22 protein-coding genes and 1 tRNA gene are annotated in these 24,870 nt (G+C 62.0%); 8 read left to right on the top strand and 15 right to left on the bottom strand.

Features of this window, described 5'->3' with window-relative positions; genetic code table 11:
• Positions 1–64 precede the first annotated feature (64 nt).
• The 3 genes from L1069_RS10935 to L1069_RS10945 all read left to right on the top strand — a co-directional run bounded on the left by L1069_RS10935 (position 65) and on the right by L1069_RS10945 (position 4,122).
• Positions 65–1,633, top strand: a complete 1,569-nt coding sequence (locus L1069_RS10935; protein ID WP_237455686.1) for a class I SAM-dependent methyltransferase — start codon at positions 65–67, stop codon at positions 1,631–1,633.
• A 143-nt stretch (positions 1,634–1,776) separates the two neighbouring features.
• Positions 1,777–3,147 (top strand): hypothetical protein, encoded by a 1,371-nt coding sequence (locus L1069_RS10940; RefSeq protein WP_237455687.1) that lies wholly within the window; start codon positions 1,777–1,779, stop codon positions 3,145–3,147.
• 72 nt (positions 3,148–3,219) lie between these two features.
• A complete protein-coding gene (locus L1069_RS10945; RefSeq protein ID WP_237455688.1) occupies positions 3,220–4,122 on the top strand; it encodes a hypothetical protein in 903 nt (300 codons plus the stop codon).
• Here the strand turns inward: L1069_RS10945 and L1069_RS10950 are convergent.
• The 6 genes from L1069_RS10950 to L1069_RS10975 all read right to left on the bottom strand — a co-directional run bounded on the left by L1069_RS10950 (position 4,106) and on the right by L1069_RS10975 (position 10,373).
• Positions 4,106–5,044, bottom strand: coding sequence for a hypothetical protein (locus L1069_RS10950; RefSeq protein WP_237455689.1), 939 nt, complete (start codon positions 5,042–5,044; stop codon positions 4,106–4,108). The genes L1069_RS10945 and L1069_RS10950 overlap by 17 nt on opposite strands.
• 4 nt (positions 5,045–5,048) lie before the next feature.
• Entirely contained in the window at positions 5,049–6,359 is a 1,311-nt protein-coding gene (locus L1069_RS10955; protein ID WP_129371662.1) for a TRAP transporter large permease subunit, read from the bottom strand.
• Positions 6,360–6,364: 5 nt separating this feature from the next.
• Entirely contained in the window at positions 6,365–6,898 is a 534-nt protein-coding gene (locus L1069_RS10960; protein WP_237455690.1) for a TRAP transporter small permease, read from the bottom strand.
• A gap of 73 nt (positions 6,899–6,971) precedes the next feature.
• Positions 6,972–7,946 carry a TRAP transporter substrate-binding protein gene (locus L1069_RS10965; RefSeq protein WP_237455691.1) on the bottom strand — a complete coding sequence of 325 codons (975 nt, stop codon included), beginning with the start codon at positions 7,944–7,946 and terminating at the stop codon, positions 6,972–6,974.
• A gap of 49 nt (positions 7,947–7,995) precedes the next feature.
• Positions 7,996–9,249 carry an FAD-binding oxidoreductase gene (locus L1069_RS10970; RefSeq protein WP_237455692.1) on the bottom strand — a complete coding sequence of 418 codons (1,254 nt, stop codon included), beginning with the start codon at positions 9,247–9,249 and terminating at the stop codon, positions 7,996–7,998.
• Positions 9,246–10,373 (bottom strand): enolase C-terminal domain-like protein, encoded by a 1,128-nt coding sequence (locus L1069_RS10975; RefSeq protein WP_237455693.1) that lies wholly within the window; start codon positions 10,371–10,373, stop codon positions 9,246–9,248. The genes L1069_RS10970 and L1069_RS10975 overlap by 4 nt, the downstream gene beginning before the upstream one ends.
• A gap of 102 nt (positions 10,374–10,475) precedes the next feature.
• Between L1069_RS10975 and L1069_RS10980 the strand changes: the two genes are divergently transcribed.
• The 3 genes from L1069_RS10980 (at position 10,476) to L1069_RS10990 (ending at position 12,909) form a co-directional block, all read left to right on the top strand.
• Complete coding sequence (locus L1069_RS10980; RefSeq protein ID WP_129371658.1) at positions 10,476–11,390, top strand: LysR family transcriptional regulator; 915 nt, start codon at positions 10,476–10,478, stop codon at positions 11,388–11,390.
• Between the two features lie 83 nt (positions 11,391–11,473).
• Complete coding sequence (locus L1069_RS10985) at positions 11,474–12,166, top strand: GntR family transcriptional regulator (protein ID WP_237455694.1); 693 nt, start codon at positions 11,474–11,476, stop codon at positions 12,164–12,166.
• 8 nt (positions 12,167–12,174) lie between these two features.
• Positions 12,175–12,909, top strand: a complete 735-nt coding sequence (locus L1069_RS10990) for an aspartate/glutamate racemase family protein (RefSeq protein WP_237455695.1) — start codon at positions 12,175–12,177, stop codon at positions 12,907–12,909.
• 87 nt (positions 12,910–12,996) lie between these two features.
• On the opposite strand, the gene L1069_RS10995 is transcribed toward L1069_RS10990, so the two are convergent.
• The 7 genes from L1069_RS10995 to L1069_RS11025 all read right to left on the bottom strand — a co-directional run bounded on the left by L1069_RS10995 (position 12,997) and on the right by L1069_RS11025 (position 19,620).
• Positions 12,997–13,929: an AEC family transporter gene (locus tag L1069_RS10995; RefSeq protein ID WP_134829316.1), complete on the bottom strand. Its 933-nt coding sequence runs from the start codon at positions 13,927–13,929 to the stop codon at positions 12,997–12,999.
• Between the two features lie 153 nt (positions 13,930–14,082).
• Positions 14,083–14,880, bottom strand: a complete 798-nt coding sequence (locus L1069_RS11000) for an MBL fold metallo-hydrolase (protein ID WP_129371654.1) — start codon at positions 14,878–14,880, stop codon at positions 14,083–14,085.
• Positions 14,880–15,689, bottom strand: coding sequence for a TatD family hydrolase (locus L1069_RS11005; RefSeq protein ID WP_134829318.1), 810 nt, complete (start codon positions 15,687–15,689; stop codon positions 14,880–14,882). The genes L1069_RS11000 and L1069_RS11005 overlap by 1 nt, the downstream gene beginning before the upstream one ends.
• Positions 15,690–15,730: 41 nt before the next feature.
• Complete coding sequence (locus tag L1069_RS11010; protein WP_237455696.1) at positions 15,731–16,849, bottom strand: DNA polymerase III subunit delta'; 1,119 nt, start codon at positions 16,847–16,849, stop codon at positions 15,731–15,733.
• The gene (tmk, locus tag L1069_RS11015) at positions 16,846–17,493 is read right to left on the bottom strand and encodes a dTMP kinase (protein WP_237455697.1); all 648 of its coding nucleotides are present in this window, start codon (positions 17,491–17,493) and stop codon (positions 16,846–16,848) included. The genes L1069_RS11010 and tmk overlap by 4 nt, the downstream gene beginning before the upstream one ends.
• A complete protein-coding gene (locus tag L1069_RS11020) occupies positions 17,490–18,710 on the bottom strand; it encodes a D-alanyl-D-alanine carboxypeptidase family protein (RefSeq protein ID WP_237455702.1) in 1,221 nt (406 codons plus the stop codon). Before L1069_RS11020 ends, tmk begins: the two co-directional genes overlap by 4 nt.
• Positions 18,688–19,620, bottom strand: coding sequence for an SPOR domain-containing protein (locus tag L1069_RS11025; RefSeq protein ID WP_129371649.1), 933 nt, complete (start codon positions 19,618–19,620; stop codon positions 18,688–18,690). The genes L1069_RS11020 and L1069_RS11025 overlap by 23 nt, the downstream gene beginning before the upstream one ends.
• A 240-nt stretch (positions 19,621–19,860) precedes the next feature.
• Between L1069_RS11025 and L1069_RS11030 the strand changes: the two genes are divergently transcribed.
• Both L1069_RS11030 and L1069_RS11035 read left to right on the top strand, forming a co-directional pair.
• A tRNA-Ser gene (locus L1069_RS11030) sits at positions 19,861–19,950 on the top strand.
• Positions 19,951–20,301: 351 nt separating this feature from the next.
• Positions 20,302–20,565 (top strand): DUF6429 family protein, encoded by a 264-nt coding sequence (locus tag L1069_RS11035; RefSeq protein WP_237455698.1) that lies wholly within the window; start codon positions 20,302–20,304, stop codon positions 20,563–20,565.
• A gap of 225 nt (positions 20,566–20,790) precedes the next feature.
• Here the strand turns inward: L1069_RS11035 and L1069_RS11040 are convergent, their stop codons facing one another.
• On the bottom strand, positions 20,791–23,121 hold the full coding sequence (locus L1069_RS11040; protein ID WP_237455699.1) for a DEAD/DEAH box helicase family protein: 2,331 nt from the start codon (positions 23,119–23,121) through the stop codon (positions 20,791–20,793).
• Positions 23,122–23,125: 4 nt separating this feature from the next.
• The gene (locus L1069_RS11045) at positions 23,126–24,733 is read right to left on the bottom strand and encodes a DNA methyltransferase (RefSeq protein WP_275423068.1); all 1,608 of its coding nucleotides are present in this window, start codon (positions 24,731–24,733) and stop codon (positions 23,126–23,128) included.
• Between the last annotated feature and the right edge of the window lie 137 nt (positions 24,734–24,870).

Raw genomic sequence — 24,870 nt, forward strand, 5'->3', positions numbered from 1 at the left:
ATTCCGTTAACAAAGAAGCACTGATAAACAGCTGCATTAATTAGTTTTTTGAGGGGCAGTCATCATGGCACTTCCGGCCATTGCGTCACTATGGGTGGGTCCAGAACTCAGCTGGCTGGAGCAGCTTTGCCTGCAGTCCTTTCTGGATCACGGCCACGAGGTGGTGCTATTCACCTATGACGAGGTCAAGGGCGTGCCAGACGGGGTGCAAGTAGCGGATGCCAATGAGATCCTGCCTGCCGACCGCATCATCCGCCACGCCCGCACCGGCAGCCCGGCCTATCATGCCGATGTCTTCCGCCTGCATTTGCTGCGCAAGACCAATTACATCTGGGCTGATACCGATGCCTATTGCTGTCAGCCCTGGAACATCAAGGGCAAGCATTTCCATGGCTGGATCTCAGACGATAAACCGATGGTCAACAACGGGGTTCTGCGGCTGCCCAAAACCTCCAAGACCCTGGCGGCGATGCTGCGCTTCACCAGCGATGAATATCCCGTCCCGCCCTGGTACAGCGCTGAAAAACAGGCCGAACTGCAGGCGCTTAAGGACAGCGGGCAGGGGGTTCATGTCTCGCTTTTGCCCTGGGGGGTCTGGGGGCCGGACGCGCTCACCTGGTTCCTTCAGGAAACCGGAGAGGTCAAGAATTCCCGTCCTGGCCATGTGATTTATCCTGTACCGTTCAAGCGGGCCGGTGTTGTGCTGAACCCGAACCGCCCGAACCAGGCACGCGGCCATATCCGCAGCGACACGCTGTCGATCCACTTCTGGGGCCGCCGCTTCCGCAACATTGCGGCCAAATACGGCGGCGTGCCCGCCGAAGGCTGCTATGTCCATGATTTGCTGGCCCAGCATGGGATTGATGCGGAAAAAACCCGCCACCTGCTGCAACCGGCCCCTGAACCGGAAGAAATACCCGTGGAAAAAACCGACCCGGCAGCGCTGGATTACTCGATGTTCAGCGACCAGGACGTCGCCAACATCCTGCTGCAACGCTCGGAATTGGCAAGTTCCGGCCAGACCATCAAGGACTGGATGGCAGGTGACGAAGAACTGCTGCTGGCAGAAGCCCGGTCGCAGCGGCAGCACATTCTGCATGAATCGATCCGGATCGCGGAACGGGAATGCGATTTCTTTCTGAAGGCCACCGATCCCATAGCGCCCGAACGGGCCGCGGACATCGGCTGCGGGTATGCCTTTGCCAGCCTGCTGCTGCACCGCCGCTATGGCTGCAGCATCGCGCTGATCGATATCGAAGAGGGCAACAGCCGTCATTTCGGCTTTGAGGGGGAAGGCGCAGGCTATACCAGCCTTGAGACCGCCCGCGCGTTTCTGGAAAAGAACGGCGTGCCGGCCGGAAAAATCACCACCATCAATCCCAAGACCGAAGACACCGCAGCGCTTGGTGCCTTTGATCTGGTGATCAGCCTGGCGTCTTGCGGGTTCCACTATCCCGTCGGCACCTATCAGGATCTGTTCAGAAGCCAGATCAGCCCTGGCGGCGGGATTGTTCTGGATATCCGCAAGGGGTCCGGCGGCATTGGCGCCATGAAAAGTTTCGGCACTGTCAAGGTCCTGGCCAAGCACGGCAAATATTCCACAGTTCTGACCCGTGCCGGACAAGAGGCGTGACTGGTAACCGGATCCTTAATCTTTTTCGGTTAGAGCAGCGCAAACGAAGGCTGCGGAATTGCGGTGTTTTCCACGGGCAGATGGCTGTCGGCACGGGGCGGCCCGGTGCCGGGGGTTCCCTGAAGGGCAGTTGACGACGGATGATGAGTGAAGGATTTGATTTCAAAGGCGTGCTGCCGGCACTGGATGCCGACGACGTTCGCACGGTCGCCGATATCAACGGTCAGGCACCGGAGTTGTGCATCCTTCTGTATCAGCGCTACGGCTGCACCATCGATCTGGTTTCCTGCGACCGCAAGGGGCAGGCCAAACAACCCGATGCGGCGCAGCTGAAAACCTGGAAGGCGCGGCTTGAACAGGGCGGCGTGGACCGGGACGCGATCCGGGTTGTGGCACCTTCGCAGGACTTGGGCAGCTATGACGTTATCCTGACGCTGAACAGCTTTGGCGCGCGCCACAAAATCCAGAACGCCGCGCCCATATTGGACCGCGCGCTGCATCCGCTTAGCCGTCTGGTGATTGAAATCCGCAAAGGGTCGGGCAGCTACCCGTTCCTCAAGGCCTATGGCAGCTGTAACACGCTGGTGCCGCCGGAGGCTGGCAAGAACGGCCTCGCAATCCTCTCCGCCGAACCGCAGGAGGTGCTGCCGCCCTCGGGTGAGTGGTCCAAAGTGGCCCGCCAGCTGGCCGGCAAGGAAGGCTTCTTTGACGAGCTGGAAGAGCATTCCTTTTTGTTCATGCCGCGTGGCGAAACGCTGGTGGTGACCTTCGACAACCTTGATATTGCCATGACCAAACGCGATGACCGGCGGCCCTGGGGCTTCAGTTTCATTGAGGCGCAGGGCTGGTCGATGCTGGGGGTGATGGCCAATGGCTGGACCTGGTTCCGCCATCAGGAAGTGTCCGCCAAGTTCGAAGAACTGCGCGACAGCGGTTTCTTTGCGCAGTTTTCACGGGTGGTGTTCTACGGCGCCTCGATGGGCGGCTATGCAGCGGCGGCCTTTGCGGCGGCGGCGCCCGGATCGACGGTGTTTGCAATCAGCCCGCAATCCACCCTCGACAAGACCCTGGTGCCTTGGGAAATGCGCTACAAGAAGGTGTGGGACAGGGATTTTTCCGGACCCTTCGGGGATGCCTCCCTGGCCAGCCAGGCGGCGGGCGATGTGCATATCATGTTCGACCCATACGTGGCGCCGGACGCGGCCCATGCGGCACGGTTTTCCGGAGCAAATGTCACCTTCTGGCGCTGCCCGCTGCTGGGCCACCGGCTGGGGTCGTCGCTGCAGCAGATGGGCGTCCTGCAGGAGATTGCCCGCGGCGCCATTTCCGGCGACCTGACACCGCACCAGTTTCATGGCCTGCTGCGCAAACGCCACCAATTCCCCCGGTTTCAGCGGGAGCTGGCCAATCTGGCCTTGGACCGCGGCCATCCGCGTCTTGCGAAACAAGCCTGCGAGTATATTTTGCGCCAACGGGATGACAGGTTCTTCCGCCGGATGAAGGCGCGGTTATGACATGTGAAATCTGCCGGACCGCGCGCCGGGACCAAATGCTGAGCAGGGAAGGGGCGAAGACCGGACAGGACGATGAACCAGGCAGAATCTGACATGCGGGACATAACCCTTGCTTTCCACGTCGGGGCGCCAAACACCGACAACGGCCAGCTGACCTGGTCGCTGCGCAAGGATGCGCAGCGGCTACTGGCGCAGGGCGTGATGATCCGTCGACCGGGCACCTATATGGCAGCGCTCAATCAAATGCTGCGCAAGCAGAACCAGGACACCGTCACCGACCAGGAACGCGCGGCGCTGCTGGACGGCATGGTCAAGGATCAGAGTGTTTCGCGGATCATCCTGACCAACTCCGGTTTTCTCGGGGTGCCGGGCTGGATGCTCAACGGCGGGCGGCTCTATCGCAATGCGGGCAGCAATACCGCGGCGCTGAGAACAGTCTTCCCGGGCAATCCGTGCGAGTTTTTCCTGGGCCTGCGCAATCCGGCCACGCTGATCGGACCGGTGTTTAAATCCCAGTCCAACCGCACCTGGGAGCAGTTTGCCGCAGGCACGGATTTTCTGAATCTGCGCTGGTCGGACGTGGTTGCAGATATTCAGGACAGCAACCCCGGCTGCCGCATCACGGTCTGGTGCAACGAGGAAACGCCGGTGATCTGGCCCAACATTTTGGGGCAGGTGACGGGTTTGGGCGACGGTTTCCGTTTTGACGGCGAACTGGATATTACCCGCGGCATCATTTCGGAGGCGGGATATGAGCGGCTGGAGGCCTATCTGGCAAACCGCCCCGGCCTGTCGGAAGACCAGCGTGAACGGGTGCGCGCACTGTTCCTCAGCTACTTCCACTCGGAGGAGGCGGTGGAGGAGGAAATCGATCTGCCGGGCTGGTCGCAGCCGCTGGTGGATGAGATGAGTGAAAGCTACCAGGCTGATGCCGAGCTGATCCGCCGGATGACTGGCGTTACATTTCTGTCCTGAGTGCTGCGCGACCGTATAGCGGCTTCATCAGGATTGCGGTCAGATACATCGGGATCTGGTAGCAGCCCAGAAAGATCAGCAGCGGATCGGTTGTGGCTGCGGGCAGGGCGATCAGAAACAGAGCGAAGTTCCGGTTGCCGGCGACAACGGAGACTGGCACGGCCCCACTGCCCGCGCGGCGGCGCATCACTGCGAATGTCAGCGCCTGCAGGCCGAGGTTGGCAGCCAGCGCAAAGCCCAGCCATTGCAGCACCAGCAAAGGCATGGTGCGCAACGCAGGCCCCAGCGCCGCCATCAGGCCAACCACGATCACTGCCAGCGCTATCACTGTCAGCCCATCGATAGCCTTGGCCTGATCCTCGCGCAGTTGCGGCTGGGTCAGGCGGCGCAGCAGGAAGGCGCAGACCACGGTGATGCCAATCACGCCAATGAGCCGCCCTGCCGCGCGCAGCACATCCCCAAGGCCTCCCAGGCCGGGGGCCAGCAGAAATACTGGAATTACTGTCAGCGGCATCAGCGCGGTGCCAAGGATCAGCAAGCGGAAGGCAGGTTCCGGCGCATGCCCCATCAGCGCGGTGATATTGGGGCTGCCGGTGACCGAAGGCGCGCTCAGCATCAGGATCAGCGCCACGGCGGCGGGCGTCTGCGCCACGCCGAACAACGCTGCCAGCCCCAAGGCCAGCAGCGGCAGCCCCACTTGCAGCAGCGCAATGGCTTTGACGGTGCCAATCCCGTCGGCCAGCCCGCCGGCAGCCTTGCGGAACCCGATCCTGTAGGCGTTCAAAAACAAAAGCCCGGCCACCATTTCCGGCAGCCAGGGCTGAAGCGTTGCGGCAAGACCGGGCAGCAGCAGCCCGGCCAATAGCCCCAGAACCAGCGCGGCCCGCCCATGCCGGGCGGCAAAGGCGAGCGCGCGCAGCATGGGGCTAGGCAGGCCCTGGCCGCAGGTTGTTCGGCAGGTAGGTCGCCAGCTCCGGGAAGGCGATCAGCACAAACACCATCAGCACCATGATCAGAAACATCGGAATCGCGGCACGGGCGATATAGCTCATCTCGTGGTGGGTCATGCCCTGCATCACAAACAGGTTGAAGCCGATCGGCGGGGTGATCTGCGCCATTTCCACCACAACCACGATGAAGATGCCGAACCAGATCAGGTCGATGCCCGCCTGCCGGATCATCGGCTCTACCACCGCCATGGTCAGCACCACCGAAGAGATGCCATCCAGGAAGCAGCCCAGCACGATGTAGAACACCAGCAGCACCATCAAAAGCTCCAGCCGCGTGAGCTCCCAGCCGGCGATCAGATCCGCCAGCCCGCGCGGCAGGCCGGTGAACCCCATCGACAGCGACAGGAAGGCCGCGCCGGCCAGGATCAGCGCAATCATCGCACTGGTGCGGGTGGCGCCCATCAGGCTTTCGGTGAAGGTCTTCCAGTTCAGCGAGCCTTGGCCCAATGCCAGCAGCAGAGAACCGATGACCCCGAATGCTGCGGCCTCGGTCGCGGTGGCAATGCCTAGGTACATTGACCCGATCACCACAATGATCAGCGCAATCACCGGCGCCAGGAAGCGGGAGTTCTTCACCTTCTCGGCAAAGCTCAGCTTGGCCTCGGGGGTTGGGTTCCAGTCCTTGCCGACCTTGGAATAGATCGCCACATAGCCCATGAACATCGCTGCCAGCACCAGCCCCGGCAGGATGCCGGCAAAGAACAGCTTGGTGATCGATTCATTGATGGTGACGCCATAGACAATCAGTGTCAGCGACGGCGGGATCATCAGGCCCAGCGTTGCAGCACCCGTCAGCGTGCCGATCACCATGGTTTCGGGATAGTTGCGCTTGCGCAGTTCGGGGATCGACATCTTGCCCACGGTGGTCAGTGTTGCCGCAGAAGAGCCGGAGACCGCGGCAAACACCGTGCAGCCGACGATATTGGTATGCACCAGCCCGCCGGGCAAGGGCGCCATCCAGGGCGCCAGCCCTTTGAACATGTCCTCGGACAATCGCGTCCGATAGAGGATTTCCCCCATCCAGATGAACATCGGCAGTGCCGTCAGGGTCCAGCTGGAAGACGCCGACCAGATCGTGGTCAGCATAACATCGCCCACGGGGCGGGTGGTGAACAGCTCCATGCCGACCCAGGCCACGCCCATCAGCGCCAGGCCAACCCAGACGCCGGACCCCAGAAGGGTGAACAGCACGAAGAGAAACAGAATGATGACTGAGATATTTTCCATGGGGCTTACTCCGCGTGGCTCTGGTCGTCCAGATCCCGGGTGATGCAGTGGTCGCCGCGAAAGATCACATGGATCAGGTGATCGGTGAGGGCGACGGCCAGAACGGCCCCGCCGAACAGCATCACGCTTTGCGGTATCCAAAGCGGCGTGCGGTCCTGGCCCTGGCTCACGTCGTTGAATTTCCAGCTCCAGTAGACAAAGCGGTAGGCGTAATAGGTGAAATACCACATCACCGCAGTGCCGATACCAAAGCACCAGATCTCCAGCACCCGGCGGAAACCATCGGGCACTGCATTCAGCAGGATCGACACCCGGATATGGCTGCCCCGGTTCAGCGCATTGGCAAACGCCAGGAAAGACGCCGCGGCCATTGCATAGCCAGCGTAATCCGGCGCGCCAGGGAAGACTTCACCGGTCCAGCGGGCCAGCATCTGGACAACGATCAGGCCTAAAATGGCAATCAGGCAAAGGGCGGCCAGCACCCCCGCCGCAAAATACAGAAAATCGAGTCCGGAGCGCAGCCCCCTGAGCACAGTCATATCATCCCCATCAGTCGTTCTTTTATGAGAATACGGGCGGCACCTGCCGCGCCGCCCGTACCAATCGGTCTGATTACTCGGCGCGGAATGCGTCGACGATGGCCTTGCCCTCGTCACCTGCGGCTTCCAGCCATTCATTGGTCATGGTGACGCCGATTTCCTTCAGCTCGCCCGCCATCTGATCCGAAGCCGGGCCGACAGTCATGCCGCCATCACGCAGACCTTGCAGGGTGAACCCGGTGTATTCCTTGGCGCGCCAGTTGCCCGCGTATTCGGCCAGCTTGGCGCAGCCCTGGATCACGTTCCGGTTGGCCGGGGATGTGCCGTTCCAGATTTCGGTGTTCACAAACACGTAGTTGCGCGGCAGCCAGGCGTCCACTTCATAGAAATAGCTCAGGCTTTCCCAGACTTTGCGGTCGTAACCGGTGGAGCCGGACGAGACCATGGATTCCGCAACACCAGTGGCAAAGGCCTGGCTGATCTCAGCCGCCTCGATGGTCACCGGCAGCATGCCCGTCAGCTCTGCCAGCCGCGAGGTGGCATTGTTGTAGGAGCGGAACTTGATGCCCTTCATCTCGGCTACCGAATTCACCTCGTTTTTGAAATACAGCCCCTGCGGCGGCCACGGCACGGCATAAAGCAGTGTCAGGTTCTGCTCGGCCAGCAGCGTCTCAATCGCTGGTTTGGCGGCTTTCCACAGCTTGTCGCTGTCATCAAACGAGGTCGCCAGGAACGGGATCGAGTCAAAGCCGAACAACGCGTTCTCATTCTGGTGGCCGGACAGCAGCCGCTCGCCAATCGGTGCCTGGCCGGTCTGCACCGCGCGTTTGATGTCGGCGCCTTTAAACAGCGCGCCAGACGGATGCGTCTTGATCTCAACTTCGCCGCCGGTGCCGGTGGTCACGCATTCAGCAAACTCTGCGCCTGTGGCCGAGTGGAAGTTGGAGGCCGAATAGGCCATCGGCATGTCCCAGGTCTCCGCAGCGGCGGGCAGGGCGGCAGCCGCCGTTAACGCGGTGGCGGCGAGCAGTCTGGTCAGTTTCTTCATGGTCTTCTCCCTGTTTCAGTTTCGGCCCCTTCAGAGGCACTGGTTGGTTTCAAATCGCATAGCGCGCCGGGTCATAGGCGCCCATATCCATGTTCGGGGTGCGGCCCGAAATCATCTGCGCCAGCAGGCGACCGGTCTTTGGCCCGCCGGTCAGGCCGATGTGATGATGGCCAAAGCCGACAAAGGCGCCTCTCAGGCCCGGCACTTCGCCGATCACCGGGATCGAATCTGCCGGCGCCGGGCGGTAGCCCAGCCATTCCTCTTCGTGCTTCCAGGTGACACCAGGCAGGATCCGCCGCGCGTTCCTGCGCAACAGCTCAAGCGGGGCTTTTGACGGCCCGGCCTCCAGCCCGCCGAATTCCACAATGCCCGCAATCCGGATCCTTCCTTCCATCGGGGTCACCACGCATTTGGCCGCTGCCACCATCACAGGCGCCTTTGGCATCGCCGAAGGCTCCCATAATTCAAGATGATAGCCGCGTTCTGCTTCCAGTGGTACGGAAATTCCCAATCTCTCTGCCAGCGGCTTGGACCAGACGCCGGTGGCAACAACAACGGCATCGCAGGGAATGGTCTCACCGCCAGCCCGCACGCCGGTCACTTGTCCGTTCTCGCGGGCCACATCAGTAACAAAAGCCTGGATCAACTGGCCGCCATTGGCCACCACATGTGCCGCCAGATCCTTCACATACCGGCCGGGATCCGAGATTATGCCGTGATCCTTCAGCCGCGCGGCAAAGCCAAGTTCCGGCGCATAGATAGCATCATAGGCCCGGACATCCGCACCCTCCAGTTCATCCCAGTCAAAGCCGTGCGTCTTGCGCAAACCCCAGCCAAAGGCGTCCTCTGCGAAATGCGCCCGGTCATTGTAGAGGAACAGGTAATCGGACGGCTTCAAGTGCCGTTCCGCCGCGGTTCCCGCCGCCAGCGCCTGATGATCGGCCAGCGCATCGCCTACAACCGGCGCGAGGGCCGCAGCAATGCGGGTGGTATCTTCGGCATTGGCATGGCTCATGTATTTCATCAGCCAGGGCGCCAGCCTGGGCAGGTATCCCCAGCGCATGAACACGGGCTGGTTCGGGTCCAGCAGCATCTTCGGCGCTTTTTTCCACAGCCCCGGACCCGTCACCGGCACAATAGAACAGGATGCCAGAATGCCGCCATTACCGTGACTGGTGCCTTCACCCGGTCCCTTGCCGTCGATCAGGACCACCTGATGCCCGTCGCGTTGCAGCTCTATCGCTGCCGAAACACCGACAATACCGGCGCCGATGATGGCAACAGTTTTCTTCTCCCGTGTCATGCCGAGACTTTCTTGGAAACCGCATAGCGGTTCAGCTTACCCACGTCAGGTTTGATGCCCAGTCCAGCCCCGTCCGGTACCACCACCTGGCCGTCCACCACCTGGAAAGGCGTTTCCAGAATGTCTTCCTTCAGGAAATAGCTCGCCTGATAGAATTCGCAGCCCAGCCTGATCTCGGGGGTTGCCGCAATCATGTGGGTGCCCGCCAGATGCGCCAGACCCGCCTCGAACATGTCGCCGCCATAGGCCGACAGCCCGTTTGCCGCAGCAATCCGCGCCACCGTCTGGCCGCGGGTCAGCCCGCCCGATTTCATGATCTTGACTGAAACTCCGTCGCAGATGCCATCGCGCGCGGCCCGCACCATGTCCTCGGGGCCGAATACGCTTTCGTCCGCCAGCAGCGGCACGTCGATCATCCCGCGCAATTTGGCCATCATGCCAAAATGATGGAACCGCACTGGCTGCTCGATGAAATCCGGCTTGAACTGCGCGACATCCCGCACCTGGCTCGGCGCATCTTCAATGCTCAGGCCCTGATTATAATCCACCCGCACCTTGAATTCCGGGAAATCCTTGGCAATCCGCTCCAGCCGCATGATGTCAAAGGCGTGATCCTTGAATCCGGTCTTCAGCTTGATCAGCCCGATCTTGTCCGCCCGCAGCCGGTGCAGCAGGTCGATGTCCTTGTCAAAATCCGGATCGGCAATCGAACAGCTGAGCGGGATGGTATCGCGGCACTTGCCGCCTAGCAGCGCCCAAACCGGCGCACCGGTGATCCGCCCGGTCAGGTCCAGCAGGGCGCTTTCCAGCGCCGCCTTGGCCTCGGTGCAATGGGCGACGGCCTTGGCAGCATCCTCCATGATCGCTGCGCGGTCTGCCACCCGGCGGCCCTCCACCAGCGGGCGGATGTAGCGGTCAAGTGCTGCCAGGCTCGCTTCCGGCGTGCCGGTGAACACCGACCAGGTCGACGCCTCGCCGAACCCTTCCGCCCCGCCTTCACTGCGCAGCCGCAGGATCACGACCTCGCAAGAGCCCTCGACAGAGCCGATCCCATGGTCGCGGCGCGACAAAACGGGCAGCGCGAGATGCCACAGATCCATCCCGGCAATCTTTTGTTCCAGCACTTTGCTCTTCCTCCCAGAAGCTGGGCAAAGCTTGCCTTGACTTGTTCATCATTACCAATACAAAGAATTCAATAGAGTATCATAAAAAATGATGTGCTGCCGATGTCCCTCCGCTTCCGCCAGTTGCAGGCATTCCACGCGATTGTCGAAACCGGCACCGTCACCGGCGCGGCCGAGCAGCTGGGCATCTCGCAACCCGGTATTTCCAACCTGCTGTACCAGCTGGAACGCCAGACCCGCCTCAAACTGTTCGAGCGCAGCAAAGGCCGTCTGATCCCGACACCCGAAGCAGGCGTCCTGTTTCAGGAGGTCGATACCGTGGTGCGCGGTTTTGATCATGTGGCACAGGCGGTAACCGACCTGCAGAACAAACAGGCAGGGCAGCTGCAGGTCGCCTCGCAGCACTCCTTGTCCTTCGGTTTCATGCCCGCGCTGATCGCCCGCTTCGCCCGCACAAGGCCGGACCTGTCGATCTCCTTTCAGGCGCAGTATTCGCTGAAGATCCAGGAATGGGTGATCGCGGGCCTTTTCGAAATCGGTGTTTGCGAAATGCCCCTGATCCACGACGGGCTGGAGGCGCATCCTATCAACGTCGAAACCCTGCTGGCGATGCCCGCTGACAGTCCGCTGGCGGAACATGACGTGCTGACGCCTGAACTGTTGGAAGGCGTGCCGTTCATCGTCATGGGCCCCGATCACATGACCCATCGCCGCACCCGCGAGGTATTTCAGCAGGCCGGTATCCCGCTGAAAACCCGTGTGCATTCGCATTTGTTCAAGAATCTCCTCAGCTTTGTGCAGGAAGGCATGGGGGTCTCGATCCTTGATCCCTTTGTGCTGGATTTTGAGATCGGCGGCGGCTTTATCTCCCGCCCGTTTCGGCCCCGGATCATGATGGAAATGGCGGTGATCACCTCCAGGTCGCGGCCGCTGTCTGCGGTGGGGCAGGAGTTCCTGGCGCTTCTGAAGCAGGAGCTGGCGCCATATACCGCAGGCGGTGCCCAGACGGCCGTGTAAATTGTATGCAAACCAGAATTCAATATTGCACGAGGTTGATGGCTCACCTAATCTGCACCGCGGAATGAACGAATGGCGGGAACATGGCCAAACGCGAAAGCAATGTGGACAGGGTCTATGAGGCGCTGCGCCGGATGGCAGCGGATTTTGCCTTTAAGCCTGACCAGCGGATCAACGAAAGCGCCTTGTCCGAGGTGCTGGGTGCCAGCCGCACGCCGCTGCGCGAGGCGCTGAACCGGCTGGTGGCCGAAGGGTTCCTGACCTTCCAGAACAACCGCGGCTTTTTCTGCCGCCCGCTGACGCCCAGCTACATCATGGACCTCTATGAGGCCAGGGTGGCGGTGGAATGCGAGGCGGTGCGTCTTGCTTGCACCCGCGCATCGGATGACGACATCGCGGCGCTGGCGGATTACCTCAACCGGATGGAGCCGGAGTATCAAAGCGCGACGGATCCGGAGGCGCTCCTGGCGATGGATGAAAGCTTTCACGCCCGCCTGGCGCAGCTTTCGGGCAACAGCGAGCTGCAGCGGATCCTCAACAATCTCAATGGCCGGATCCGCTATATCCGCCTGATTGACCTCAAACGCATGCGCGACCGGGCAGGGGGCAAGGCGCCGGGCGATATCTCGGCTCACCGCCAGATTGTTGAAGGCATCGCTGCCCGCAACGCTGAAACGGCCACAGCGGCCATGCGCAGCCACATCGAAAAACGCCGCGAAGAGGCGACGGAAGCCGTCCGCATCGCATTCTCTCAGCTTTACGTGCCGGATGAATAGGGGACCCCATGGAACACGGTGGTAAGACGGTTTTTGGCGCAGCAGTCGGCATCCTGATGCTGGAAACCCGTTTTCCCCGCATCCACGGCGATATGGGCAACGCAATGACCTGGGACTTTCCGGTGCATTACAAGGTGGTGCGCGGTGCCAATCCCGAAAACGTAGTGCGCGGCAACCCCAAGGAACTGGTTGATCTGTTTGTGGATGCGGGCCGCGATCTGGTCGCCATGGGCGCCGACGGCATTACCACCAACTGCGGCTTTCTGGCGCTGATCCAGGACGAGGTGAAACAGGCGCTGGGGGTGCCGGTGGCGACATCCTCGCTAATGCAGGTTCCGATGGTGCAGACCCTGCTGCCCGCAGGCAAGCGCTGCGGCATCCTGACGATTTCCAAAGCCACTCTGACGCCTGCGCATCTTGAGGCCGCAGGCGTGCCGCTGGACACGCCGATTGCCGGCACTGACGGTCTGCGCTGTTTTACCCGCGATATCCTGGGCGATGCGCCGGAAATCGACTTTGCAGCCTGCCGGCTGGATATGATCGACGCCGCCCGCGCGATGGTGGCGGACACCCCGGATCTTGGCGCCATCGTGCTGGAATGCACCAATATGGTGCCCTATGCCCGTGACGTGCGCAAAGCCACCGGGTTGCCGGTATTCTCTATCCACTCCTTTGTGAACTGGTTCCAGGCCGGCCTGCTGCCCAAAGGCTTCCCGCTGGAATTGGACGACCCGCGCTGGTGACTTGTCACCGGCGCGAGCGTCCGCCGACACTGTGACGGCGGGCGCTGCCCGGCTGATGCCGGGCGCAACGCTGCTGCGCTGCGGCTGTCAGCTCAGCACCAGAAGCCAGAACCACACGGTCAGGATGCTCGCCCCGGTGGCAATCAGTACCGAAGACGCCGCAACCCGCTTGGCCCGCCCGTACATATTGGCAAAGATGTAACCGTTGAACCCGGTCGCCATTGCCGCGTTCAAAACACCCGAACGGAACAGATCCTGCGGCAAGGCCAAGGCCGAGCCCAGCATCCAGACGATCGCCGGATGGATCATCAAAGAGATGAAGCAGACAAACAGGATTGCCCGCAGATCGCCCTCGGGGCGGTACTTCACCAGCACGCCGCCAAGGGCAAACAGCGCGCAGGGCAGGGCGGCCCGGATGATCAGCGACAGGGCTTCACTCACAACCATCGGAATGGCCAGCCCTGAAAGGTTCACCGCAAACCCCAGCGCGATGCCCAGGATCAGCACATTGCGGAACATTGCGTTCAGCACAGCCGAGACGGTCTTGATCCCGCCCGCGCCGCGATTGCGCACGATCTCCATCACGGTGATCCCGACGCCGTAGCAGAACGGCGAATGGAAAGCGATGATCGCATAGTTGCCGGTCAAGTTCTCCGGCCCAAAGGCGCGTTCAGTGATCGGCAGGCCCAACAGCACCGAGTTGGAGAACAGGCAGCAGAATCCGATGGCAATGCAGTCCTCCCACTCCCGCTTGAACAGGATCCGCGCGCCGAACACGCCAATCAGGAAGCAGGTGAAAGCGCCGGTATAAAAGCTCGCCAGCAACCGCGGGTCAAAGCTGGATGACAGATCCAGCTCCGCCATCGCCTTGAACAGCAGGCAGGGGATGGCAAAGCCCTGCGCGAATTTCATCACGCCTTCGATATGTGTCTGGGTCAGCACGCCCCGCGCGGTGGCGGCGTAACCCGCGCCGACGACCAGAAATACCGGCAGGATGACGTCGATCAGGCTTTGAAACATCAGCCTGTTCCTTGAAGGCAAGGGATGCTGCCGTTCAGGGGGGCTTGTCCGGCTTCTGGCCGCAGATGCCTCCGGCGGGAGTACTTTTGCAAAGATGAAGTCTGCGGTCTGCCCAACGGGCCTGGGCGCACGGCGGCAGACCCGGGCATTGCGCTATAGCTCAACCCGGATCACCATGCCGTCATAGGCCGGCGTGATGTGGTCCGGAGTCTCGGCTTCGACCGTGGCGTAATCCATGTCGATATGCATGTTGGTTATGATGCCGCGTTTGGGAGACATCTTCGCGAACCACTCCAGCGCTTCGGAATAGCTGAAATGCGTAGGATGCGGCGTGCGCCGCAGCCCGTCCAGGATCCAAGTATCCAGCGCCTCCAGCTCTGGCAGGGCGGCGTCGGGAATTCTGGACACATCCGGCAAATAGGCCAACCCGCCGATCCGGAACCCCAGCGCGTCGATCGAGCCATGGCTGACCTCGAACGGGCGAAAGGTGATTTCGCCGCCGGGGCCGTCTATTGTGAACGGCCCGCCAATGGTCTTCAGGTCCAGGATCGGCGGATAGGGAGAGCCATCCGGCTGCGCAAAGGCATAGCCGAAGCGGTTCAGAAGGTCGTTCTGAGTGGCACCATCGGCATAGACAGGGATGCGCTGGCGCATATTGAAATAGACCATGCGCAGATCGTCGATGCCATGCAGATGGTCGGCGTGGGAGTGTGTGTAAACCACCGCATCCAGGCGGCTGACGTCTGCATCCAGCAATTGGCTTCGCATGTCCGGTGTTGTGTCGATCAGCACGGATGTGGTGCCGCCCTCATCAACACGCTCCACCAGCATTGAACACCGCTGGCGCCGGTTCTTCGGGTTCTCGGGGTCGCAGTCGCCCCAATGGCCGCCGATCCTCGGCACCCCGCCCGAAGACCCCGAGCCGAGGATGGTGAACCGCATCTCAGCCATCAGGCGGCGGCCTCATACTGGGCAGCCTTCCAGAACAGCCGGTCGAAATTTGCCTGCGTTTGCGCGGCAAAATCGGCGTAGTCCATGCCGAAAACCTCCGCGCCCGCCTTGGCGGTAAAGGCGGAATAGGCCGGTTCATTGCGTTTGCCGCGATAGGGCGGCGGTGCCAGATAGGGGGCGTCGGTCTCAACCAGAATGCGCTCCACCGGAGCGGCGGCAAAGATATCGCGCAGCTCCTGGCTTTTGGGGAAGGCAGCAATGCCGGACATTGACAGGTAGAACCCCAGATCCAGTGCTGCCTTGGCCAGCCCGGCCGAGGAGGAGAAGCAGTGCATCACGCAAGAATATGCGCCGTTCTTCATCTCCTCGCCCAGAATGCGGGCCATGTCGTCATCCGCCGCGCGGGCGTGGATGATCAGCGGCAGGCCGGTTTCGCGGGCGGCCGCGATATGAATGCGCAAAGACTCCTGCTGCACGTCCTTGCTGTCGGCGGTGTAGTGGTAATCGAGGCCCGTCTCGCCGATGCCGACAAACTTCGGGTGCTTGGCCAGCGCCACCAGTTCATCCACCGGGACCATCGGCTCATCCGCCGCGCTCATCGGGTGGGTGCCCGCAGCATAGAACACCGGCGCATGCGCATCGGCAATGGCGCGCACCGCGGGTTCATTCTTCATTTTGGTGCAAATCGTCACCATCCTGGTCACGCCGGCCTCTGCTGCGCTGGCAATCACCTCATCCAGCCGGCCCTCGAAATCTGGGAAGTCCAGGTGGCAATGGCTGTCCGTTATCTGGGGGGTCGCTTCGGTCATTTATCCTCTGCCGCCGTAAGTGCCGCGGGGCCTTTCCGGCCTCAGCGCGACGCGGTTTCCTGCATCTTGAAAACCGTATCTAGGACAAGCGCGGCAGGGTCAAGGTTCACCGCCTGCCCGTGGCGGGCGCGGGCGGTCACTTCTGCTGCGAGGTCAGCCCAGGCGCGCGCCTTGCGCGTGTCAGGCGACAGCCGCGACAGCATCGCCGCCTCCTGCGGTGCTGCTTCCGGCGCTGGCGGTACTCCGGTTGCGCCTGTACGCGCGAGCCGGGCCAGCGCCATCTCAGTCAGCGTGAGCAGCAGTTCAAAACGCGCGGATGCCCCGCGCTGAGCGGCCGCTTCGGCCAGCGCCATGGCGCGCTGGCGGTCCAGCTGCGGCATGGAAGCAAGGATCTTCACCAGCTCGGCATAGATCCTGAGTCCGCCAAGATTGATCAGCCGCAGCGCAGCACCCACGGAACCGCCGGCCAAAGCGGCGAGATTTTCCATGTTCTGAGGCAGTTCAACGCCGGATTGCGCCAGCGCAGCCTCCATATCCGGAGCTGACAAAGGCCCCAGCCGCAAGGTGCGGCAGCGCGAACGGATGGTGGGCAATAGACGCGAAGGCTGGTGCGAAATCAGCAAAATCGTAGTGCGGGCCGGCGGCTCCTCCAGCATCTTCAGCAGCGCGTTGGCAGCGCTGATGTTCATATCGTCGGCGGCATCGACAATGACCACCCGGCGCCCGCCATCCGTCGCCGACAGGCCGAAGAAACGGTTCAGCTTGCGGATATCGTCCACCACAATCTGGCTGCGCAGCTTGCCCTTGTCGTCATAAGAGCGGGTGATCGGCGCCAGCCCCGGTTCCGCCAGCGCCTGAATACGGTGCGAGACCGGGTGTTCGGGATCAATGTCCAATGTCTGCGGCGGGGGCGGGGCGCCGAACAGGCCTTCCTCCGCCGGGGGGGTGGCCAGCAGAAAACGGGCTATCCGCCAGGCCAGCGTGGCCTTGCCGACACCTTGCGGGCCGGTCAGCAGCCAGCCGTGGTGCAATCGGCCGGAGGTGTAGGCGGTCAGAAAATCCTGTTCCGCCGCGTCCTGGCCGATCAGCTGCTGGGTTTCGCGCGGATGCGGGGCGCCTTCGGCCTGATCTGCGCGCGGCAGGTCGTCATCGGTGCTCATACCCGGGATCCTTCCAAGGCCGCATCCGCCAGCCGGCGCACATCTGCGGCAACGGCCTCCACCGGGCGGGCGCCATTGACAACCCGGAAGCGGTCCGCAAACTCCAGCGCCAGCGCCAGGAAACCCGCGCGCATCTTCTCCTGCAGCCCGATGCCGAAATCCTCGAACCGTTCTTCCTTGCCCTGCCGCCCCTTGGCACGGGCAAGGCCTGTGGCCGGGTCCATGTCGATAAGCAGGGTCAGGTCCGGCTCGCGTGTGATCATCAGCTTGTGCATCTGGTCCACTGCCGCGCGCAAATCACCGCGGGACAACCCCTGATACATTCGCGTGCTGTCAGCAAAACGGTCGCAGATTACCACCTTGCCCGCCGTCAGAGCAGGCTCAATGGTGCGCTCCAGATGGTCGCGCCGCGCTGCCATGAACAACAGCAGTTCAGTTTCAGCCGACCAGCGGTCGGGATCACCTTCCAGCACCAGGCGGCGGATTTCCTCGGCGCCCGGGGAGCCGCCGGGCTCCCGTGTCAGCACAACGTCGCGGCCTGCGTCGCGCAAGGTTTCCGCCAGCAAGCGGCACTGCGTTGATTTCCCGGACCCGTCTATGCCTTCAAAGGTGATGAACAGGCCGCGCCCTGCGCCAGCCGTCACAGCGCCCCCTCGGGACCGGTCAGAAACTGCTTGATCAGCACCTGTGCCGCGGTTTTCACACGGACCACAAAACCGCCGGCGGGCACGTCAGCTTCGGCCACCAGCGGCAGCCGGACCTCCGGCAGCTCCTCGGGCTGCAAAACCAATTCTGCCAGGCGCTGGCCCTTCGCGACCGGCGCCTCGATCGGGCCGTTATAGACAACTTCGCCTTGAATGGTCTTGGCCGACAGCGACGGCAGCAGGATCTCCAGATCCTTGGCCGGCACCAGCCCTACCGATTGCTCGGCCCCGCGCCAAATTTCGGCTTCGGCGATGGCGACGCCCTCCTGGGCAACGGTTTTTTTGGTAAATTGGCGAAACGACCAGTTAACCAGGGCCTCGGCCTCCTCTGCGCGCCCGCGCTCGCTGTCCAGCCCGGAGACCACAAAGATCACCCGCCGGTCGCCCTGCTGGGCAGAGCCGACCAGGCCATAGCCTGCTTCTTCGGTATGGCCTGTCTTCAGCCCGTCCGCGCCGATGCCCAGCTTCAGCAGCGGATTGCGGTTGCGGATGTTGGACGGCGCACGGCCATCGAATTCGAACTTGGTTTCGGCAAACAGCGGGTAATATTCCGGGAAGTCCTCTATCATCCGCTCGGCCAGAATTGCCAGATCATGCACCGACATCCGGTGCCCGGCAGCAGGCCAGCCGTTGGAGTTGGCAAAGGTCGAGGCGGTCATGCCCAGGTCCTGGCCGCGCTTGGTCATATAGCGGGCAAAGCCGGCCTCGGTTCCGTCCGGGCTCAACGCCTCGGCGATCACCACACAGGCGTCATTGCCGGACAGCACGATGATGCCGCGCAACAGGTCCTCAACCCGCACCCGGTCCTGGGTGTCCAGGAACATGGTGGAGCCTTTGTAGCTCATCGCGTGCTCGCTGACCGGCAGCGTCTCGTCCAGCGTCAGCCGTCCGTCGCGCAGGGCCTCAAACGCCACATACAGCGTCATCAGCTTGGACATCGAGGCAGGCGGCAGCGGCACATCGGCGTTCTTGGACAGAAGCACCGTGTCGGTGCCTGCGTCCAGAACATAGGCAGCGCGCGCTTTGGTATCAAAGGCGGCGGCCGGCAACGCCGGCAGGCTGACCGCCAGTCCCGCGGCCAAAGCCAGCTGCAGCGAAGAGATCAGAGTGCGCCCCAGGCGCTTGGCGCCGGGATCAATTGGTGACAGCATAGGCATCCGCAAATCCGGTTTCCTTTACGCTTTTCAACAGCTGGCTGCGTTCAGTCTTGTTCTGCGCCGGGCCAACCAGAACCCGCCAGAACGCTTTGCCGCTGGAGGCTTGCTCGCGCACCACTGGCACCATGCCGGCGCTGCGCATCATGTTGGCCGTCCGTTTGGCATTGGCTTCAACGCTGAAGATGCCGATCTGGATGTAGGGTTTGTCCAGGGCGGATTTTTGCGCGCTGGCTGCCGGCGCGGCAGCAGGCTTCGCCTGTGCGGGCGCTGTTTGCGCCGGAACGGCCGGGGCAGAGGCTTCAATCGCGGCGGCGGCGCCTGCAATCGGATCCAGCGGTGTTTCAGAGATTTCCTGTCCGGCGGCTGCGGCCAGTACCGCGGCAGGATCCGCCTCGGCGTCTGCCTCTGCTGCAGGCAGCTCAGCTGTCTGATCCTCAACCGGGGGCTCGTTGCTGACTTCTTCGCGCCGCAGGGCGGTGACGTTCAGCTCAGCCGGGGCGCCTGCCAGCATTCCCAGCGCGGCGGCCGCGTCGGAGGACACTTGCAGCCGCGGACCCGGTATTTCCCGTTCGCGCCGGAACAGGGCGCCGATCACAAACTGGCCATTGGCATTGTTGCGGATGATCACCCGCTCCGGGTCCTTGGTGTCGGGATGCGCGACCCAGACCCCGCCGATCGACGGGCGCCCGTCCCACAGCCCCGCTTCGGTCACTTGGAACACATCAGGGGCTTCCACGTCGCGCTCGACCAGCTTGGTGCTGCTGGAGGCCTGAACCTCCCCCCCGGCTTTGGCTTTGGGCTGCAAAAAGGCCAGTTTCGAACCGTCTTCACAGCCTGCCATCAACAGCAGGCCCAAGACCGCCGCGGCAATCCGCGGGGCCGTCTTTGCTGTCGACATGGTGTCTTTCATGCTCTCATCCTTGCCTGTGCCCGCGGCGCTTTTGCGCCCCCGCCGGAATGCCCGGTCTTCTTGATTTGGCGGCATGATAGCCTGCGCATACGGCCATGAAAACCCTGACGGGCCGCGGCACAAGGGAAACCCGCAAGGACGGCATGAATCCGCGCGGCCGGGGCAGGGCTGAGATTTCCCTTGCGCTGTGGATTTCCCCTTGCCTCATCCGGTTTTGCGTCCTAAACCGCTGAACGGACCGGGGAGGTGGCAGAGTGGTCGAATGCGGCGGTCTTGAAAACCGTTGAACGTGAGAGCGTTCCCAGGGTTCGAATCCCTGTCTCCCCGCCACTTGCCCTAGAGAAACGTTTCTCCAGATCCGGCTGCGGCCGGATTTTTCCGTTATATTAAAGGGTTATGCGGGAGGGGCTGTAAACCGGCACCTGGGCCAGCATGCCCAAAGGTGTTCTCTCCGGGCCGATATTCTCTGGACCTCTCGACTGCGCGGATTTGGTGCAAAGCCTGTAACCTATTGAAGTTGTTGGGATGGGGTCTCGGTCAACCTGAACGCTTCGACGTCGGTCGCGGCTCTTTAAACGGACCGAAATCGAACTTTCTCCTTCCTCATTCGACGCTTGCAAGCCCTTTGTGCCATTGAGAAATTTCCACCCAGCCGCCATGCTGCTCTGGGAGGGTGCCAAAATGGCGGAACTGGACCTCAATACTGAGAAGCTTGACGACGTCGCGCTGGCGATCCTCAGCCTGTCACTTCATGATGGAAACCGCGTCTGGAAAGGCCTCGACTGGGCCATCACTGACCGGTTTCATGCCAAAGGGTTGATCGCTGATCCTGTCGGCAAGGCAAAGTCCCTGATGTTGACCGAGGACGGGCTTGCACGCGCCGAGGCAGCCCTGCTGGCAAAGTTTGCGAAGCGGCACGATGGCGCGCAAGGCACCGATCCATGAAGAAAGCGGATGAGGAACGCATCGCTGCCAGGCTGGCCAAGTTGATGGCGATGATCTGTGCGCGCAACACCGGCATTGAGGATCTTCATGCCGGGATCGTTCCGGTCACTCACACTGGCGACTTTTCCGATGTCTTTGTGACCGACGCAGACGGCCGCCGGATAGCGTGGACCGATGTCAGTCACATGGACGATGGCGCGATGCGCGACGTGATGCGGCAAATCGTTAACCGGCTCTACACATTCCATATGAACCGGGACGATCCGCAGTTTCGTGACCACCTCGATCGCTGGCTGGCGATTTCCGTAGCATGGGATGATCCGAAGCTGGACGAAGCCCTGCTGGCGGTGATTGGCGATAACAAAGAATCCGAGCGGCCGGTATAGTCAGGATGCGCTTGGCTCGATCAGGTGTCCCAGAGAAACCGTGGCTCAGTTCGGCAAACGCCTTCCGGGCGGCCTGAAAGACAAGGCGCTGCAACCGGAAACCATCCGGCAGCTTTTCCAGATCGATCGCTGTGACCTTGCCCATGTCCGTCGCGCCGCCGAGCGCAGGAGCCAATTCCGCACTGATCGGTGTGCTGGCGGGGTCAAGCAGCAGAGGTGGCACCTTGTCCCAGGCAACGGTCAGTTGCGGTTTCACGACGGTTTCCACACGCAAGACGTTTGGCCATTTGATCTCGAGGTGCGCCCGTTCCGGGATAACCTCGATTTGCGTCGTCGGCTTTGGCGGCGGGGGCGCATCACCGCCTTCTCCAGTCTCCGAGATGGAAAGCGGCACGCCGAACACGTTAACGTACTCGGGCAGGAACAGGCCGTTTTCGTCGGTATCGTACGAAACCCGGCGCAGGCCTCGCCCAACGACCTGCTCGCACAGAAATTGCGACGTGAATGCACGCAAGCCCATGATATGGGTCACATTCTTGGCATCCCATCCCTCTGAGAGCATTGCGACTGAGATAACGTTTTGCAGATCCTGCCCAGCGGCTCCGCGCTTGCCGACATTGTCGACGATCTCGTGCAGAAGCTCTTCTTTTTTCAGGGACAGGAAGCGCTGCTTCCGGGTTTCGGGAATGTCGGCGGCTTCGATGATTTCCTTCAGCCGCGCTTCGTAATCCTTGTCTGACGTCGCTGTCTCGCCAATCTCGGCCTTGTCGAGGACTTTTGAATCCACCCGCAGTGTTCGAGCGATGGCGTGCAGTTCCGGCCAGTGGGCGTCACCCTTGTTGAAATAATTCTCGATGCGGGCAGCCGTTTCCGTACGGTTGCACACCGTCAGCATGACCGGAGGCGAGTGATGCCCGACATCCCGCCACTGGGCTCGCGTCTTCCGCCAGTCGGCACCGAGGAGCGTGTAGGCGTCCTGCACCAGCTTCGGCAGGGCCTCGTGCGGCTCTGCCTTCGCCCGGTTGAGATCCTCGGACACCGAGGGATCACGGTAGATATGGTAGAGTTTTGACCGCAGCGTCTTGGCGTCCGGCAGGGCATCGTCGCGCACCACCACGCGCGGCGTCTTCACAAGCCCGGCCTCGATGGCGTCATTCAGGCCAAAGTCCGAGATGATCCAGTCAAACAGCGCCGTGTCGGTGCTTTTCTTTCCGGTGGGCGCGAAGGGCGTGCCCGAAAGATCGAAGCAGCGCTGGATCCGGCGGGTCTTGTGGATACGGTCCAACCCTTCGATCCAGCGGGTCGCCTCGTCCAGGTCGATGCCCTGTTCGGCGGCCTGCTTCTTGCTGATCTTCACCTCGGGCGGCTTGCGATAGGCGTGGTGCGCCTCGTCATTGATGACGATGATGTCCTTGTGAGTGGCCAGCTTGCCCAGCACCCGCCGCGTGTATGCCTCGTCGGACTCGCGGCCCTTCTTGACGACCGAGCGATCTGCTTCCTTCAGCGGCATCAGTGAATGCCAGTTGTCGATCAGCACTTCGGCCTGGTTCAACCTCGCCCGCAGCGCCTCTGACGGGCACAGATTGAACTCATCGTAGTAGCTGCCCTCGCTTGGCAGCAGCACCTGCAACCATTCTTTCACGGTCAGCCCGGGAGCCACGATGAATACGGCGCGGCTGAAATCCTTGTTCCGCTTCGGATAGGTCAGCGCGTTCAGCACCTGCCAGGTGATGATCATCGCCATCACCGTAGTCTTGCCCGCGCCCGTGGCCATCTTGTTGCACAGGCGTTCCCACGTCCCGCCATCGCCGGGGATCGCTATACCCTGCTTGAACGCTTCGGCCCCATCGACCCACCAGATAAGTGTCTCGATGGCCTCCAGCTGGCAAAAACAGAACGGGTACTGCCGCGCATCGCGGTCATGCCAGTGCTCTAGCAGTTTGCGGGTGACGATGGTCACGCCGGGCCAGCCCGCCTCGCGCCAGGCGTCGACGCGGGTGTGGATGGTGTTCACCAGATCCAGCACCTCGGTCCGCTTGGTGTTGTTGCGGGCGTCGAAGACCTCGTAGCTTGCCGGACGTCGCTCGGTCTTGATCTCCAGCTTGCCGCCCTTGGCTTCGACCCAATGTTGGGCGGGGCAGACGAAGGGTGTGTTGATGATGAGGGACATGGGCTTACCCCTCCAGCGGCATGATCTTGAGGGACACGATCCCGCGATCATCGACGATCTTCACCGCGATCCGCTTGTTGTCTCCGGCCTCGAACGGCAGTGACACAGTGCCGTGGAACTGCTCCAGCAGGTCCTCGTCCAACTCTGCGCGGATCGTCTTGCGCAGGCGGTTCCAGCCGCCCTTGGCGTCGGCCATGGGAAAGAACACCTGATGCGGCATCAGCGAGCGCTGGTCGTAATCCACGTCCAGCGACCACATGGCGATCTGGTTTTTGCCACCAGACACCAGATCGCCCGCCTTCGGATCAAAATAGTCGAAGCCGTTGACCTCAACCTCCCACATCCCGTCTTTGCGCCGCCGCAGGTCCACGTCCGGCTGGCCCATCAGCCAGAACGACTGGTTGGAGGCGCGCTTATTCTTCAAATCCTCGGTCAACAGATCGGTGTTCATCTGCGCCTTGAGCAACGTCACGCCGGGCCAGTTCACTTCGTCGATGTCCTTGGCTGCTTCGGGGGCGAAGGTGAAGGCGCAGAACAGGATGAATTTCGGCGACGGACGCAGGGTCTCGGCCTTGGTCAGGGCCAGTTCCACCTGTCGCTGTTCCAGGCTCGCGTGCTCGGGGCCGAAGCTGACGACGACGCGTTCGCCGGTGTCGGCCAATGATCCACTCGCATGGATGTATTTCAGGCCCGGCAGGGTCTCGAACTCGGCAAAACGCAGCATCGCGCCGCCCTTGCCGCGCACGCCGGTTTTCAGCAGCTCGTCGCGCCAGAGCGATTGGCGCGAGGTTTCGCCGGAACGGGCGACGGTTTCATCCGCCTCTTGCGGTGGCACGCTTTCGTCGAGCGACAGCACAGTAGGCGCAGGCACGGCCTCAACGCTGAACGGGCCGGTGATGCGCAGGCGGTTCTTGTCGATGCGGGGCTTGTCATACAGCGTCTCCTGATCGGCATGATCTGCGATGGACCGGTCCATGCGGCGCTGCATGGCTTGGCGCGCAGTGTGGAAAGCCTCGAAGGGTTGTTTGGCGCTGTCTGGCCAGTCGTCAGGCAGACTGAAGGGGACCTCCCATTCATGCAGGGAGTCGCCCTTGGCAAAGTCCGCCGGCTTGCCCTTGCGCACGCCTTGGGTGGGCTTGATCGGTTTGGGCGGGGAGGCAGTCAACGCGGTGTTGAGGGCGTCGAGTGCGACCGTGATCTTGGGATGATCCACGTCATAAATCGTGTCGATGTCGGGGGTGTTGGCGATGCTTTTCAGCGTGATATGCGGCACGGTTTGATAATCGAACCCGCCTTTCAGCCCCTCATGTGGATAGCGCAGGGCGTAGTAGTCGAAAGAGGCGGTCATCAGCCGCTGTTTGGCCAGTGTGATCGCCACGCGAGAGGTGTCGCAGGTGATCCAGCGCCGCCCCCATTTCTCGGCGACGAAAGCGGTGGTGCCGGAGCCGCAGGTGGGATCGAGCACCAGATCGCCGGGATCGGTGGTCATCAGGAGGCAGCGTTCGATGACTTTCAGATTGGTCTGGACGACATAGGTCTTTTCGTCAGTAAAGGCGCCTGTTTGAGTATCCATCCAAACATTTGAGATCGCTTGGACAGGAAAGTCATCCATGTATCTGAGATAGGCAATTGAAGCAGTAGAAGGCAGGGCCAACCGACCTGCTTTAGCAAGGCGCTCAACGCCAACTGGGTGATGGCATTTCCAATGGGAGTTCTTAGCCCAAGGATCAAATTCGCCTCCTTGATAGC

Source organism: Leisingera sp. MMG026 (assembly GCF_021654205.1).
Lineage (GTDB): Bacteria > Pseudomonadota > Alphaproteobacteria > Rhodobacterales > Rhodobacteraceae > Leisingera.